Source organism: Mycolicibacterium neworleansense (assembly GCF_001245615.1).
GTDB lineage: Bacteria > Actinomycetota > Actinomycetes > Mycobacteriales > Mycobacteriaceae > Mycobacterium > Mycobacterium neworleansense.
Genome location: NZ_CWKH01000002.1, coordinates 161,240 through 175,408, shown reverse-complemented (window position 1 = coordinate 175,408; position 14,169 = coordinate 161,240). Strand labels below are relative to the sequence as shown.

Sequence of the window (14,169 nt, the reverse complement as noted above, 5' to 3'; positions counted from 1 at the left end):
TGATGTCGCGTGACGCTAAACGTCAACTGAGCGGACTGGCCACCGTCGTGGTGATCGCCGCCATCGTCACCGGGTCCATCCTGCTGTTCCGCGGTGGGGTGGCGCCTACGGCGGCGGTGACGGTCATCTCCCCTCGGGCCGGTCTGGTGATGAATCCCGACGCCAAGGTCAAACTGCACGGTGCGCAGGTCGGCAAGGTCGTCGCCATCGACGCGCTGCCGGACGGGCAGGCAGCGCTGCGGTTGGCCATGAACCCTGATGACCTGCACCTGATTCCGGCCAACACCGGTGTGGAGATCGCATCGAGCACCGTGTTCGGTGCCAAGTTCGTCCAACTCGTCCCACCGGCGGAGCCGTCGCAGAGGTCGATGTACGCCGGCCAGGTGCTCGACGCCACGCACACGACCGTCGAGATCAACACGGTGTTCGAGCAATTGGTGTCGGTGCTCGCACAGATTCAGCCGGAGAAGCTCAACGAGACACTGGGCGCGATGGCCCAAGCGGTCGACGGACGCGGCGACAAACTGGGACAGACCCTGGTCGACCTCGATTCCATGCTGGCCAAGATCGCGCCCAGCCTCCCCACGATGAGTCACGAAATGGCCGTCGCGCCAGAGGTGTTCAAGGCCTATGCCGACGCCGCGCCGCATCTGATGGACACCGCTCGCGGCGCGACGCAACTCAGCGACACCCTCGTCGAGCACCAGAGCAGCCTGGATGCGTTGCTCGTCAGCGCGATCGGGCTGGCCGATGTCGGCAATGAGGTGGTTGCGACCAACAGCGCCGGGGTGACCGACGCCATGCGCCTGCTGGTGCCGACCACGAACTTGCTCAACCAGTACAACCCGGCGCTGAACTGTGCGCTCAAGGGCATGGAGCCGCTGGCGCTCGGGCCGCCCCAGCCATTGCCCGGCGTCATGCTGCTGGACTCGTTCCTGCTGGGTACCGAACGCTATCGCTTCCCGAGCAACCTGCCGAAGGTGGGCGCCACCGGCGGCCCGCAGTGCCAGGGCCTGCCCGAGGTCGGTTTCGAGAAGCGGCCGCCGTTCATCGTCACCGATATCGATGCCAACCCCGCGCAGTACGGCAACCAGGGAATCCTGCTGAACTCCGACGCACTCAAGCAAGCGCTGTACGGCCCCCTCGACGGCCCGCCGCGCAACACCACCCAGATAGGACAACCGGGATGACGCGCAGCCGCGGAACCGCTGTCAAGTTCGGCGTGTTCGGAGTGACGATGCTGCTCTTGACCGGAGCGCTGTTCGCGATCATGGGCCAGTACCGCACCGGATCGACACACGGCTATTCAGCCCTGTTCGCCGACGCGTCCAGCCTGAAGGCCGGAGATTCGGTGCGTGTCGCCGGCATTCGCATCGGCACCGTCAACGATGTTGCGCTGCAACCTGACAACACCGTGCTGGTGCACTTCGACGCCGACCGTGAAGTTGTCATGACGACCGCCACCAAGGTCGCGGTGCGCTACCTCGACCTCGTCGGCAACCGTTATCTGGAGCTGCTCGACAGCCCCGGCTCGACCAAGATCCTGCCGGCGGGCTCGGAGATCCCGCTGGATCGCACCGAGCCGGCGCTGGATCTCGACCTCCTCCTCGGCGGGCTCAAGCCGGTCATCTCGGGCCTCAACGCGCAAAACGTCAACGCGTTGACGAACTCGCTGATCCAGATCCTGCAGGGGCAGGGCGGCACCGTGGAATCGCTGATGGCACATACCACTTCGTTCACGCAGGCGCTGGCCGACAACGGGCAGACGGTGCAGCAACTGATCGACAACCTGAAAACCACCGTGGCAACCGTGGCCAAGGACGGTGACAAGTTCTCGGCCGCCGTCGAGCACCTCCAACAGCTCGTCACCGGTCTGTCGCAGGAACGCGACCCCATCGCCGAGGCGATCACTGCCCTCGACAACGGCACCGCTTCGCTGACCGACCTGATGACACAGGCCCGGCCGCCGCTGTCGGGCACCGTGGACCAACTCACGCGCCTGGCGCCGCTGCTCTCCAACACCGACGACATGGCCCGACTGGATCTCTCGTTGCAGAACGCGCCGAAGAACTACCGCAAGCTGGTCCGGTTGGGCGCTTACGGCAGCTTCATCAACCAGTACGTGTGCGGCATGAATGTCCGCGTCTCCGACCTGCAGGGGCGCACCGCGTACTTCCCCTGGATCATGCAGAACACCGGACGCTGTGGGGAGCCCTGATGCTGAAATACCGTGGATCGCATCTCATCCGCAGCGGCCTCATCGGCATCGTGCTGATCGCGATGGTCATCGCTGTCGGACTTCAGCCGCAGGCGTTGTGGTCATGGGCCACGTCGGTCAAATACCGGGCGCTGTTCGCCGAGGCCGGTGGGCTCACCACCGGTAACGACGTCAAGATCTCCGGCGTCACCAAGGGGCTGGTCACCGATGTCAGCCTGAGCCACGGCAAGGCGCTGGTGACCTTCACCCTCGACAGCCAAGTTCGCCTCGGGGCCGACACCACCGCGCACATCCGGACCGGCACGATGCTCGGTGCCCGGATGCTCACCCTGGAACCAGCCGGCCCCGGCACCATGCGGGCATCGGACACGATCCCCATCACCAGGACGGCGTCGCCCTACTCGTTGACCAACGCCGTCGGCGACTTCACCAACAACACCGCCGGTACGGACACCGCCGCGCTGACCCAGTCCCTGGATACGTTGTCGGACACGATCGATCGGATGGCGCCACAACTGGGGCCGACGTTCGAGGGCCTGTCCCGGTTGTCGGAGACGCTGAACAGCCGCAACGAGTCGCTGTCCAACTTGCTCAAGAGCGCTGCCGACGTAACCGGCATCCTGTCCAAGCGCAGCGAGCAGGTCAACACGCTGCTGCTCGATGCGAACGCGTTGACCGGAGTGCTGGACCAACGCAGGTATGCGATCGTCAACCTGCTGGCCAATACCTCGGCGCTGTCGCAGCAGCTCTCCGGACTGGTTCACGACAACGAGGAAGAGCTGGCACCCACCCTGAAGCAGCTCAACTCGGTGACCGCGATGCTGGAGAAGAACCGCGACAACATCGCCGGCGCACTGGCAGGCCTGGCCAAATACCAGGTCACCCAGGGTGAATCGGTGAACAACGGCTTTTACTACAACGCCTTTGTCGCCAACCTGAACCCTGCGCAGACGATTCAGCCGTTCCTCGACTACGCATTCGGCTTCCGGCGCGGCACCAACGCCGGCCAACCACCGGACAATGCAGGCCCACGCGCCGAGTTCCCGTGGCCCCACAACGGCATTCCTGGAGGAAGTCGATGATCGCCCGTAATCGGAAGAGGATCAGCCGCACCGTGCTGGTGCTGCTCGCGGTGCTGGCCGTGGCCGGTGCGGCGGTGATCGTGCGGCAGACCATCTTCAAGCCGACCACCATCACCGCGTACTTCACCTCCGCGACCGCGATCTACCCGGGCGACGAGGTTCGTGTCGCCGGAGTCAAGGTAGGTTCCATCAAGAGCATCGAACCGGTCGGTGGGCAGGCGCGGATCACTCTCGCCGTCGATCACGATGTGTTGATCCCGGCCGACGCCAAGGCAATCCTCATGGCGCAGAACCTGGTTGCCGCCCGGTATGTCCAGCTGACCCCGGCCTATGAAGACGTCGGGCCGACGATGGCCGATGGTGCCCAGATCGGAGTCGAGCGCACCGCCGTACCCGTCGAGTGGGACCAGGTGAAAGACCAGCTGATGCGGTTGGCATCCGATCTGGGGCCGATCAACGGTGCGTCGGCCACCTCGCTGAGCCGTTTCGTCGACAGCGCCGCGGCGGCCATGAACGGCAACGGCGAGAAGCTGCACGAGGCGATCAGCCAGTTGTCCGGTGTGGCAAAGATTCTCGGCCAGGGCAGTGGTGACGTCGTCGGCATCATCAAGAACCTGCAGGTTTTCGTGACGGCGCTGCGGGACAGCAACACCCAGATCGTGGAGTTCCAGGGCCAGCTCGCCAGCGTCACCAGTGTCGTCGACGGCAGCCGTTCCGACCTGGACGGCGCCCTGACGAATCTGGCGGACGCAGTCGGCAACGTTCGGCGATTCATCGAGGGCAGCCGCGACCAGACCGCCGAACAGCTGCAGCGGTTGAACAACGTCACCCAGAATCTGGTGGACAACAAGACCAAGCTGGAGAACGTCCTGCACGTCGCGCCCAATGCGATCGCCAACGGCTACAACATCTACAACCCCGACAGCGGCACCGCCGTCGGCGCATTCGCGCTGGCGAACTTCTCCGATCCGCTGTCGGTGGTCTGTTCGGCAATCGGGGCAGTCAAGAACGCCACCGCAGCGGAATCGTCCAAGCTGTGCGCTCAGTACCTCGGACCGGCCCTTTCGCTGCTCAACTTCAACCACATGCCGATGCCGTTCAACGCGTATCTGAAGAAGTCACCCAGCGCGGAGAACCTGGTGTACACCGACCCCAACCTCGCACCCGGCGGGGCCGGTGGGCGTCCGCAGCCGTACGCAGATCTGCCGCCGGCCGTGTCGGCTTACACCGGTGCGGGCGACGTCCCGCCACCGGCCGGATGGGGTGCACCTCCGGGACCGCCCGGTTCATACGCGCCCGACGGACTCCCCGCGAACACGTCGCCCGCGGCGTATCCCGGTTCACCGATCGTCTCGGACCCACCGGTACAAGCGCCGAAGACGTTGCAAGACATGCTGCTTCCCGCTGAAGCTGCGCCGATCCCGGCCCCGCCGGCCCCAGGAGGCAACCCATGATCACTCGTCGGTCGCTGACGCGCCTGACCGCGGTGGCCGCCTGCTCGGCGGTGTCGCTTACCGGCTGCGCGTTCCACGGACTGAATTCACTGCCCCTGCCCGGCACCGTCGGCCGTGGGGAGGACGCGACGATCTATCACGTCGAACTAGCCAATATCGGTACCCTGGAAGCCAATTCGCCGGTGATGATCAGCGACGTCATCGTGGGCAGTGTCTCTCGCATGGTGGTCAAGGGCTGGCACGCGGACGTGGAGGTCTCGGTCAAGCCCGACGTCGTCGTCCCGGCCAACGCGGTCGCCACCGTCGGACAGACCAGCCTGCTGGGCTCCATGCACATCGCGCTGAATCCGCCGTTGGGACAGGAGCCATCCGGGCGCCTGTCCCCGGGAGCCACGCTTGAGCTCAACCAGACTTCGACGTATCCGTCGACCGAACAGACCCTGTCGTCGCTGTCGGTGCTCGTCAACGGCGGGGGTCTGGGCAAGATCGGTGATCTGGTCACCGAATTCAACGCAGCGCTGGGCGGCCGGGAAGACAAGATCCGCGATCTACTCACGCGGCTCAACGACATCGTCGGCATGTTCGCCACCCAGCGCGACGACATCAACGCCTCCATTTCTGAGCTGAACCGGTTGGCCGGCACGCTGTCCGGACAGCAGGAAGTGATCACGACGGCATTGCAGCGGATACCTCCGGCGCTCGACATCCTGGTGAAGGAGCGGCCACGCATCACAACGGCGTTGGAGAAGTTCGGTCAGTTCAGCGATACCGCAAACAATCTCGTCAACGCCACGCGGGATGACCTGCTGACCAACCTGCGTAACCTGGAGCCGACCGTGAAGGCGCTGGCCGATGTCGGGCCGAACCTCGGCACCGTGCTGGCATACGCGCCGACCTATCCCTACCCGCAGAACTTCATCGACCGGGCGATCCGCGGGGACTACCTCAACCAGTTCATCACCTTCGATTTCACCATTCCGCGGTTGAAGAGGGGATTGTTCCTGGGCACCCGGTGGGGCCAGGAGGGACTGCCGCTGACCCCGGCACCGGGTGACCCGTGGTACGCCAACTACACCAAGGACCCGCTGGGCATGCCGCTGTCACCGCCGCCGCCGGCCGAGGTGGCCACGATGCCGCCGCTGATCGACCCGGCCCCGGGCGATAGTCAGGCCGCTGAAGCAGCACCGGTTGCCCAGTCCGCTGAGACGGCCCCGGCGCCGGATTCCCCTGTCGCAGTTGCACCCTCTGACCCTGTTGTACCGAACGGAGGTGGCAACTGATGCTCACCCGGTTTGTCCGGATCCAGCTGGCCATCTTCGCGGTGGCCTCGGTGATCGGTATGGCCCTGATGGGCATCGTCTACCTGCAGGCGCCCACCCTGTTGGGGATCGGGCGAATGACGGTGACCCTCCAACTGCAGGGAACCGGTGGGCTCTACCAGTTCTCCAACGTGACCTATCGCGGCGTGCAGATCGGGAAGGTCACCGAGGTGCGGCCCACCCGTGAGGGTGCGGAAGCCACACTGTCACTGAACACTTCACCCAAGATTCCCGCGGACCTGCACGCCGCTGTGCTCAGCGTGTCAGCCGTCGGTGAGCAGTACGTAGACCTGCAACCGCGCAACGACTCGGGCCCCTATCTGCAGGACGGGTCGGTGATCCCGGCATCGGCCACGTCGATACCTCAAGCGGTGGGGCCGATGCTCGATCAGGTCTCCTCTTTGATCAACAGCATTCCCAAGGACAAGATCAGCCCCCTGCTCGACGAAACCTTCAAGGGTTTCAACGGCTCTGGAAACGACATGGGCGAGCTACTGGACTCTTCGTCGCGACTGATCGCCGAGGCGAACGCCGCATCCGATCAGTCCCTTGCGCTGATCGATGACAGCGCACCGCTTCTCGACGGACAGGCTGAATCGGTCGATGCGATCCGTACCTGGGCTCGCAGCATGGCCGGAATCACCAAGCAGGTCGCCGACGACGACCAGCACGTCCGCACCCTCCTCAAGGAGGGGCCGGGGACGGCCGACGAGGCCTCCCGTTTGTTCAATCAGGTCAAGCCCACCCTGCCGATGTTGCTCGCCAACTTGACCAGCCTGGGCCAGGTCGGTGTGACCTACCATCCCTCATTGGAACAGCTCCTGGTACTTCTGCCACCGTCCATCGCGTCAACGCAGTCCTACGGTGCGCCGAAGAACAATCCGGTCGGTATGTCGTTGGGCGACTTCACGCTTACGATGGGCGATCCGCCTGCATGCACCGTCGGATTCCTACCACCGTCGGCATGGCGGTCTCCGGAGGACACCTCCGACATCGACACCCCTGACGGTCTGTATTGCAAACTGCCGCAGGATTCGCCGATCGGTGTGCGGGGCGCGCGCAACTACCCGTGCATGGGCCAGCCGGGCAAGCGGGCACCCACCGTCGAGATCTGCAACAGCGACCGGCCTTACGAGCCCCTGGCGATGCGCCAGCACGCTCTTGGCCCATACCCGATCGATCCCAATTTGCTCGCTCAGGGGATCGCGCCGGATTCCCGCGTCGACCGGGACACCTATATCCACGGTCCCATCGAGGGCACCCCGATGCCACCGGCGGCCGTGCCGCCTCCGGCGCCGCCGGCTGAGGCACCTGCTGAGCCGACGGCCGAGGTGCCGCCGAGTCCGGACGTACCGGTGGTCGCACCAAGTGCGTTTGCCCCCGCGGGATCTGGCGGGCCGTCGGTGGCGATCGCCACCTACGACCCGCGTACCGGGCGGTACGCCACCCCGGACGGAAAGGTGTACCGGCAAACCGATCTCGTGCCGCACACCGGTGAACAGACCTGGGAAGACCTGTTCACCACCTGATCCAAAAGACCCCCGCAACGGAACTTGGCATCCGTTGCGGGGGTCTTGGTCGGTCAGGCTGTTTTCACGAGTTTGAACGGCATGGTGATGAATACGACCTTGCTGGTGCCGCACGATCCGCTGACGCCGGTGGTCGAATCCTCGCCCACCAATGTCGTCGATGCCGGATCGACTGCTGTGGCGTTCTCGTTCGAGGGGAAGAAGCGGTATACCTGCAGGCCTGGGCCCGCAGTGCCGTCACCGCACGGCTGCCAGTTGTCCACCGTCTTCTTGACGTACCAGACGCCGCTCTTCTTGTAGATCGGTGCGCTCCATCCCCAGTCCGTGTCGACGGTGCCGGTGCACTCGCTCGGGTAGCTGCACGTCGTCGAGATCGTCCACGTGCCACGGATACTGGCCTCGTCGTGGAAGATGTCGTTGGTCTTGGCCCACTCGCCGTTCGAGGTGGCGGTGTAGGTGCCGTTGAGTCCCCAACTCGGGGATGCCTCGGCGACCGGACTGCACAAGCCTGCCACGGCAACAGCGGAGAGCGCCGCTGCCCCAATGAATGCCGTCGACACCCGCATGACCAAACTCCTCTGTCCACCGGCCACCGGCGGTCGCCGCGGCTGTGCTAACTGTGCTACTTCCGTAGTTTTTTGACGAACAATGTCCCACCTAGTGGGCCATACGCCGGCAGCCGGATTCAGCCGTGCCACAGTGTCGTACGTGCGGATACCGGTGGCAGTAACGGCAGGGTTGCTCGTCGCGGCGGCGTTGACCGCCCCCGCCCCTGCGAGTGCGGAACCTCTGGGATGTAGTGAACCCTCGTGCGTACCCGGGATCACCGGCGGCGTCGTGCTCGGCGCGCCGTGTTCGGATACGGCGTACTACGTCTTCGGCACCACATCCTGGGGCCGGCTGGTCTTCTGCGGGTCACCGCGCCGGTACGAGCCGCGCTACTTCCGCTCACCGCCATTGAAGGGGATTCGTGAGGAGAACTCGCCATGCCAAGGCTTCGAGAATTCGGTCGCCCAGGCGCCCGACGGGCTGTTCCTGAGCTGCGTGCCAAGTGACGGATCGGTGAGGTGGCTCCGTGGCGACCTCTGAGCGCGCGGGTGCGGTGAGCACACTGGTTGCCGTCGCACTCGGCGTGGGCCCTTCCCTGGCGGCACCGGCACACGCCGACGAAGCTCCGACGATGCACCGTGTGACCTACACGGTCACCGCCGAGCAGCCGACGGCCGTCGGCATCTATTACCGCGAGGTCGACCCGCCGACATGGGCGGACTACAGCCACAACACCTACGTGTTCAGTCCCAAGGACGATCTCACGCTGGAACCGGGCAAGCCCTGGGTTCGCGAGACCATGCTCGCCGATCCCATGAAATGGGCCATGGTGACCGTCTCCACGGCCGGCCTGGCCCCGCAGGATCCCCATACCCTGCGATGCGAACTGGCCATCGACGGCATCGTCGTCCATCGCGCTGCCGGGCCCAAAGGGGCGTTGTGCTCGCTGCGGAACTGGTAATCGGCTGCGGGCAGGGATTAGTCCGCTGGGTGGGACAGCAACGCTGAGGCGGACCGCTGCAGCACTACCGTGTGGCAGCAGTCACATCGGCCATGGGGCGACAGCAGCAACTGGTGCCATCCGCGACTGGCCGAGACCAACCGGAGGTGCACTATGCGGTTACTCAGCCGCTCCGAAGAGGAAACTGAGACAGCCGTTTCCGACGAGGCCGACGACCTGGAGGAGATGTCGGATCGGGCGGACGCCGACCAGACCCATACCGACAAGGCCGATACCGATGAGGCCCCGCGTGAGAAGCGCAGGTGGCGCCCGAAGCTCGCGACGTTGCTCGCCGGCGTGGCCATCCTGGTGAGTGGCGCCTTGTTGGCGGCCAGTGGATACATGATCTGGCTACACCAGCAAGCCGAGCGTGAGCAGCAGCGCCGAGCCGAGTTCGCCGCCGCCGCGTCGCAGGCCGCCGTCACCCTGATGTCGATCGACAGCGCCACCGCACAGGACAACGTCCGGCAGATCATCGACAACTCGGCCGGCTCGTTCAAGGACGACATTCAGTCCTCGGCCGAAGACCTGGTGAAGGCGGCACAGGACTCGAAAGCGACGACGAAGGCGACGGCGCGCGCCTCCGCGGTGCAGTCGATGGACGGGGACTCCGCGGTTGTCCTCGTCAGCACGGCGACCACGGTCAGCAACTCGGCCGGTGCGAATCAGCAACCGCGGAACTGGCGCCTGAGCCTCACCATGGTCAAAGACGGCGGGCAGATCAAGATGTCGAAGGTGGAGTTCGTCCCGTGAGCACAACTACAGCAGAAGTCGATGCCGCGATCACCTCGGAAGGTGAGTCGGTTCCCGACGAGCCGAACACGAACGAAGCCAACGACTCCGAGCGCCAGGGACAGCGGACCCATCGCATTGCGCGGCGGTGGCGACCGATCGCGGTCGTGTGCCTGGTGCTGGCCTCGGCGAGCGCCGCGGCAGCGCTGTATTTCGGTGTGTACCGCGCGGATCAGGGAAATGCCGTGGCGTCCACGGCGGTAGTCGATGCCGCGACCGAAGGCTCATTGGCGTTGTTGTCCTACGCGCCGAACAGTTTGGATCAGGACATCGCCGGCGCACGGTCCCACCTCACCGGTGACTTCCTGGACTACTACAGCGAGTTCGCCAATAAGTTCGTGGTGCCGGCAGCCAAGCAGAAGGACATCCACGCCACCGCGTCGGTCGTTCGCGCAGCCCCGGTGGAGGTGCAGTCCGACACCGCGAAGGTGTTGGTCTTCCTGAATCAGGCGACAACCAGCCGCGACAACCCCGAACCGGCACAGGCCGCCAGCGCCGTCAAAGTCGGGCTCACGAAAATCGATGGGAAATGGCTGATCTCATCGTTCGACCCGATCTAGCTGTACCGGCGACTCAGGGCGTATCGCGGTTCGGCAGCAGCGTCTCGTGTGCCGATGACGTCGCTGCCCGGAACAACACCGCAATCAGGGCCAGCGCTCCGATCGCGGCGATCGGGATGGTCCACAGCCGGCGCATCGTCAGGGCCGACCCGCACTTGTCGACGTACTCCTGCCCGGCGGCCTCGGCCTGCACGAGGTGGGCCGAGTATCCGGAGCCGCAGGGGATCTGCATGCCGAACCGGTCGAAGTCGTCAAGGTAGACCGGCAGGCTCAGCAGGTACAGCCCGATGCCCAGGATCACTGCCCCGGCGAGGCCGATGTAGACGGCGCGAAAACTCACCAATTCCCCTTCACGTCATGCATACGTCGGTGAACAACAACACCGGCCACGAGACGATGGCCCCCAGAAAGGACACCACCGCGTCGAGGCCACCCATCGCTTGCAGGTGGTCGGTGTGCGTACCGGACCAGAACGTACCGATCACCAGATACGGCACACCCAGCACCACAGCGACGACGATCAGTTCGCCCACTGCGACGCGGTAGGTCAGCAACCTCCGCAACCTGGCAAGCACGGGACCCCCATCCGGCATTATTGCCGTCTATGTTAACGCCCATTCTCTGTCGAACTACCATTTTGACCCGGCTGTTCGGTCGGTTAGTGTGACGGAATGGCGCGCATCTCGCCCCGGTCGATCGACAGTGGTGCCAGTGGTGTGCGACGCCGTCCCAAGGATCGAAAGGCCCAGATAGCGCGGGCCTCTGCGGAGTCATTCAGCGCTCTCGGCTATCACGGTGTGAGCATGGAGGCCATCGCTTCGCGCGTCGGAATCTCCGCGGCCGCGTTGTACCGGCACTATTCGAGTAAGTACGAATTGTTCCGCGATGCCGTACTCAATCTCAGCCAGCAACTCGTCGATGGAACGGCGTTTGCTGACGAGGCCGATGGGGACCCGCGTGAGCAGTTGCGCCGGCTCGTCGCGGCACTCAGCGACACCGCTTTGGTTAATCGTGAATCCGGTGGCCTGTACCGCTGGGAAGCCCGTTATCTGCGCGGCGACGACCAGAGCACCCTCGATGCGCAGGTGCGCACCGTGCATCGGCGGATTCACCGGCCGCTGATGGAGTTGCGGCCCGAACTCAGCTCGCGCGCCCGCTGGACCCTGTCGACCGCGGTGCTCGGCGTGGTCGGCAGCGTCGTCGACCATCGGTCCAAATTGCCCGCCGGTCAGATTCGCGCCTTGCTCGCCGACATCTGCGACACCGTGCTGGCCGCCGACCTTCCCGAGTTCCCCAATGCGACGGATCCCCCGGCGGCGCCGCCGCCCGTCGCGAGCGCCACGAAATACGAAGCGCTGCTGACCGAATCGATGCGGCTGTTCAATCAGAACGGCTATCGCGACACCACGATGGAGGACATCGCTGCCGCAGTCGGCATGCCCGCATCGGGGATCTACCGGTATTTCTCCGGCAAGTCCGACATCCTGGCGGCCGGGTTCCGGCGCGCCGCCGACCGACTGTCGGCGGACATGTCGGAGATCCTCGGCGCGGTCGAGGATCCGGAACAGGCGCTGGGTGCCCTCATCGACGACTACGTGGCCCGGTCGTTCGACCGCCCCGAACTCGACTACGTCTACTACACCGAACGCCTGAACATGACGCCCGCCGACCAGAAGATCCTGCGCGACCTGCAACGGGCGGCCGTGGAATCGTGGGTCGAGGTCGTGATGCCGTTGCATCCGAGGTGGAGTGCGAGCCAGGCACGGTTTGCGGTCCATGCGGCGATGGCCCTGGTGATCGACTTGGGCCGGCTCATGAATTATCAGAATTCAGAGCAGGCCCGCGCCGTCGTCGCCGTGCTGATCGATCTGACTCTGCTGGGTCGTTACCGGTTGCGGACGGCGTTGCCGGCCAGGTAGGCCACATAGCCGAGGGTGCCTATGGTGGCCAGCTTGCGGGTCTTGGGCAGCAGGAGGCCCAGGCCGATCGCGGTCTCGATACCACCGTTGGTGTAGATGTGCGTCCTCGTGTCGTTCGGGAACGCCGGCTTGGTGATCGACTCGAACAGCTGCGGCTTCACAAAATGTGAGATGCCGGCGCCGACCACGCTGAGGCCGACGAGCTTGGCCAGCTTGGAGTTCTTGCCCTCTGCCATGTGTGATCCTCTCTGATCAGGCAAATGTGTAGTCGCTCAACGGGAATCGTGAAGCTTCCGCGACGGCCCGGCGGGTCGTCATCGGACGGAGCAGCGTTGCCTCGCCGCTCGGATTGAAATAGTACGACCGTGCCGATGCACAGTTTCCGAGGGTGAACAGGGAGTCGCCCAGCAACTCCGTCATCAGGTCCAGATACCGGCTGTTGGCCTCTTCGGTGACCTCGAACGTCGTGGCCTTCCGGCGATTGAGTTCGGCGAACAGCCGGTCCATCAAGCGCATCTGATACTCCATCGTGTTGAAGAAGTTCAGACCCAGGAACGCGTACGGACTGGCCAGGCTCAGATAGTTCGGAAAGTACGGCATCGAGATGCCCTGGTAGGCCTGGAAGCGGGTTTCCCGCCACCATTTGCCGAGGTTGCGGCCGTCGCGCCCGATCACCTCGAAGGCCGGGAAGTTCGCCTCCCACAGGTCGAATCCGGTCGCCAGGACCAGCGTGTCGATCTTCGTCACGGTCCCGTCGGCGTTGACGATGCCGTCGGGTTCGATGCGCTCGATGCCGTCGGCCTGCAGGTGCACGTGGGGCTTGGTGAACGTGCGGTAGTAGCCGTTGGAGAACGTCGGACGCTTGCAGCCGAAGTCGTAATCCGGCGTCAGCTTGCGGCGCAGCTCCGGGTCACGGATCGAGGCGAACCGGTGCAGCTTGGCCAGGTCGGCCGCGGCGATGTTGAACCGGCGGAAGTACCGGTGCTTGAGAACCGCGGTGTCGACCATGAACGCGTAGATGCCATCGGTGACGGCGCGGATCGCCCGCTGGGTGGCCGGCACGCGGGCGAACAACCGGCGTATCGGCGCCGGAAACTTCAGGTCGATCTTCGGCACGACCCAGATCGGCGTGCGCTGGTAGACGGTCAGGTCGGCGGCGTCGCGAGCCAGCTCGGGGATGAGCTGTACGGCCGTGGCACCGGTGCCGATCACCGCGATCCGGCGGCCGTCGGGCCGATAGCTGTCATCCCAGTCGGTGGTGTGGATGACCTTGCCGGAGAAGTCGCCGATGCCGGGGATGTCGGGGGTGTGCGGCTGGGAGAGAAAGCCGGTGGCCGTGATCAGGAACCGCGCGCTGAGCGTTTCTCCGTCGGCCAAGGTGACGCGCCACAGTGAGGCGTCCTCGTCCCAGCGGGCGCCTTCGACGCCTGCGTTGAACCGGATGTGGCGCCGCACGTCGTACTTGTCGGCGATCTCGTCGGCGTACCTTTTGATCTCGGTGCCGGTGGAGAACAGCCGTGACCAGTTCGGATTCGGCTCGAAGAAATACGAGTATGTCGTGGTCGGCACGTCGACGGCCAGGCCGGGGTAGTGGTTGACGTACCAGGTGCCGCCCAGGTCATCTTCGCGATCGAGGATCACGAAGTTCTCGATGCCCAGCCGCTTGAGCTGGATGGCGGCGCCGATGCCGGCGAAGCCGGCACCGACGATGACCGCGTGGAATTCCCCCGGGCTCATGCTGCAGACA

The 14,169-nt window shown here is 65.0% G+C and carries 16 protein-coding genes; 11 read left to right on the top strand and 5 right to left on the bottom strand.

Annotated elements, in window-relative coordinates:
- Window positions 1–2: 2 nt before the first annotated feature.
- Genes BN2156_RS16560 through BN2156_RS16535 form a run of 6 tightly spaced genes read left to right on the top strand, consistent with a single transcriptional unit; the run spans window position 3 to window position 7,602 of the window.
- Window positions 3–1,190, top strand: coding sequence for an MCE family protein (locus BN2156_RS16560; RefSeq protein WP_090516138.1), 1,188 nt, complete (start codon window positions 3–5; stop codon window positions 1,188–1,190).
- Window positions 1,187–2,218, top strand: coding sequence for an MCE family protein (locus BN2156_RS16555; protein WP_090516137.1), 1,032 nt, complete (start codon window positions 1,187–1,189; stop codon window positions 2,216–2,218). The genes BN2156_RS16560 and BN2156_RS16555 overlap by 4 nt, the downstream gene beginning before the upstream one ends.
- Window positions 2,218–3,300 (top strand): MCE family protein, encoded by a 1,083-nt coding sequence (locus tag BN2156_RS16550; RefSeq protein WP_090516136.1) that lies wholly within the window; start codon window positions 2,218–2,220, stop codon window positions 3,298–3,300. Before BN2156_RS16555 ends, BN2156_RS16550 begins: the two co-directional genes overlap by 1 nt.
- On the top strand, window positions 3,297–4,754 hold the full coding sequence (locus BN2156_RS16545; RefSeq protein WP_090516135.1) for an MCE family protein: 1,458 nt from the start codon (window positions 3,297–3,299) through the stop codon (window positions 4,752–4,754). The genes BN2156_RS16550 and BN2156_RS16545 overlap by 4 nt, the downstream gene beginning before the upstream one ends.
- Window positions 4,751–6,034, top strand: coding sequence for an MCE family protein (locus BN2156_RS16540; RefSeq protein ID WP_090516134.1), 1,284 nt, complete (start codon window positions 4,751–4,753; stop codon window positions 6,032–6,034). Before BN2156_RS16545 ends, BN2156_RS16540 begins: the two co-directional genes overlap by 4 nt.
- Window positions 6,034–7,602 carry an MCE family protein gene (locus BN2156_RS16535; RefSeq protein WP_090516133.1) on the top strand — a complete coding sequence of 523 codons (1,569 nt, stop codon included), beginning with the start codon at window positions 6,034–6,036 and terminating at the stop codon, window positions 7,600–7,602. The genes BN2156_RS16540 and BN2156_RS16535 overlap by 1 nt, the downstream gene beginning before the upstream one ends.
- Before the next feature lie 53 nt (window positions 7,603–7,655).
- On the opposite strand, the gene BN2156_RS16530 is transcribed toward BN2156_RS16535, so the two are convergent.
- On the bottom strand, window positions 7,656–8,168 hold the full coding sequence (locus tag BN2156_RS16530; protein WP_090516132.1) for an Rv2253/PknI dimerization domain-containing protein: 513 nt from the start codon (window positions 8,166–8,168) through the stop codon (window positions 7,656–7,658).
- A gap of 142 nt (window positions 8,169–8,310) precedes the next feature.
- On the opposite strand from BN2156_RS16530, the gene BN2156_RS16525 reads away from it, so the two are divergent.
- The 4 genes from BN2156_RS16525 to BN2156_RS16510 all read left to right on the top strand — a co-directional run bounded on the left by BN2156_RS16525 (window position 8,311) and on the right by BN2156_RS16510 (window position 10,503).
- Window positions 8,311–8,691: a hypothetical protein gene (locus tag BN2156_RS16525; RefSeq protein ID WP_162490874.1), complete on the top strand. Its 381-nt coding sequence runs from the start codon at window positions 8,311–8,313 to the stop codon at window positions 8,689–8,691.
- Window positions 8,678–9,112, top strand: a complete 435-nt coding sequence (locus BN2156_RS16520; protein ID WP_090516131.1) for an Rv2576c family protein — start codon at window positions 8,678–8,680, stop codon at window positions 9,110–9,112. The genes BN2156_RS16525 and BN2156_RS16520 overlap by 14 nt, the downstream gene beginning before the upstream one ends.
- Before the next feature lie 153 nt (window positions 9,113–9,265).
- The gene (locus BN2156_RS16515) at window positions 9,266–9,904 is read left to right on the top strand and encodes an Rv1363c family protein (protein WP_090516130.1); all 639 of its coding nucleotides are present in this window, start codon (window positions 9,266–9,268) and stop codon (window positions 9,902–9,904) included.
- Window positions 9,901–10,503: a twin-arginine translocation pathway signal gene (locus BN2156_RS16510; protein ID WP_090516129.1), complete on the top strand. Its 603-nt coding sequence runs from the start codon at window positions 9,901–9,903 to the stop codon at window positions 10,501–10,503. Before BN2156_RS16515 ends, BN2156_RS16510 begins: the two co-directional genes overlap by 4 nt.
- 13 nt (window positions 10,504–10,516) lie before the next feature.
- Here the strand turns inward: BN2156_RS16510 and BN2156_RS16505 are convergent, their stop codons facing one another.
- Both BN2156_RS16505 and BN2156_RS16500 read right to left on the bottom strand, forming a co-directional pair.
- Entirely contained in the window at window positions 10,517–10,843 is a 327-nt protein-coding gene (locus BN2156_RS16505) for a hypothetical protein (protein ID WP_090516128.1), read from the bottom strand.
- Window positions 10,844–10,853: 10 nt separating this feature from the next.
- Window positions 10,854–11,078, bottom strand: a complete 225-nt coding sequence (locus BN2156_RS16500; protein ID WP_162839237.1) for a hypothetical protein — start codon at window positions 11,076–11,078, stop codon at window positions 10,854–10,856.
- Between the two features lie 96 nt (window positions 11,079–11,174).
- On the opposite strand from BN2156_RS16500, the gene BN2156_RS16495 reads away from it, so the two are divergent.
- A complete protein-coding gene (locus tag BN2156_RS16495) occupies window positions 11,175–12,422 on the top strand; it encodes a TetR/AcrR family transcriptional regulator (protein WP_090516126.1) in 1,248 nt (415 codons plus the stop codon).
- Here the strand turns inward: BN2156_RS16495 and BN2156_RS16490 are convergent.
- Window positions 12,389–12,658 carry a DoxX-related protein gene (locus BN2156_RS16490; RefSeq protein ID WP_090516125.1) on the bottom strand — a complete coding sequence of 90 codons (270 nt, stop codon included), beginning with the start codon at window positions 12,656–12,658 and terminating at the stop codon, window positions 12,389–12,391. The genes BN2156_RS16495 and BN2156_RS16490 overlap by 34 nt on opposite strands.
- Window positions 12,659–12,674: 16 nt before the next feature.
- Window positions 12,675–14,159 carry a flavin-containing monooxygenase gene (locus tag BN2156_RS16485; RefSeq protein WP_090516124.1) on the bottom strand — a complete coding sequence of 495 codons (1,485 nt, stop codon included), beginning with the start codon at window positions 14,157–14,159 and terminating at the stop codon, window positions 12,675–12,677.
- Window positions 14,160–14,169: the final 10 nt, after the last annotated feature.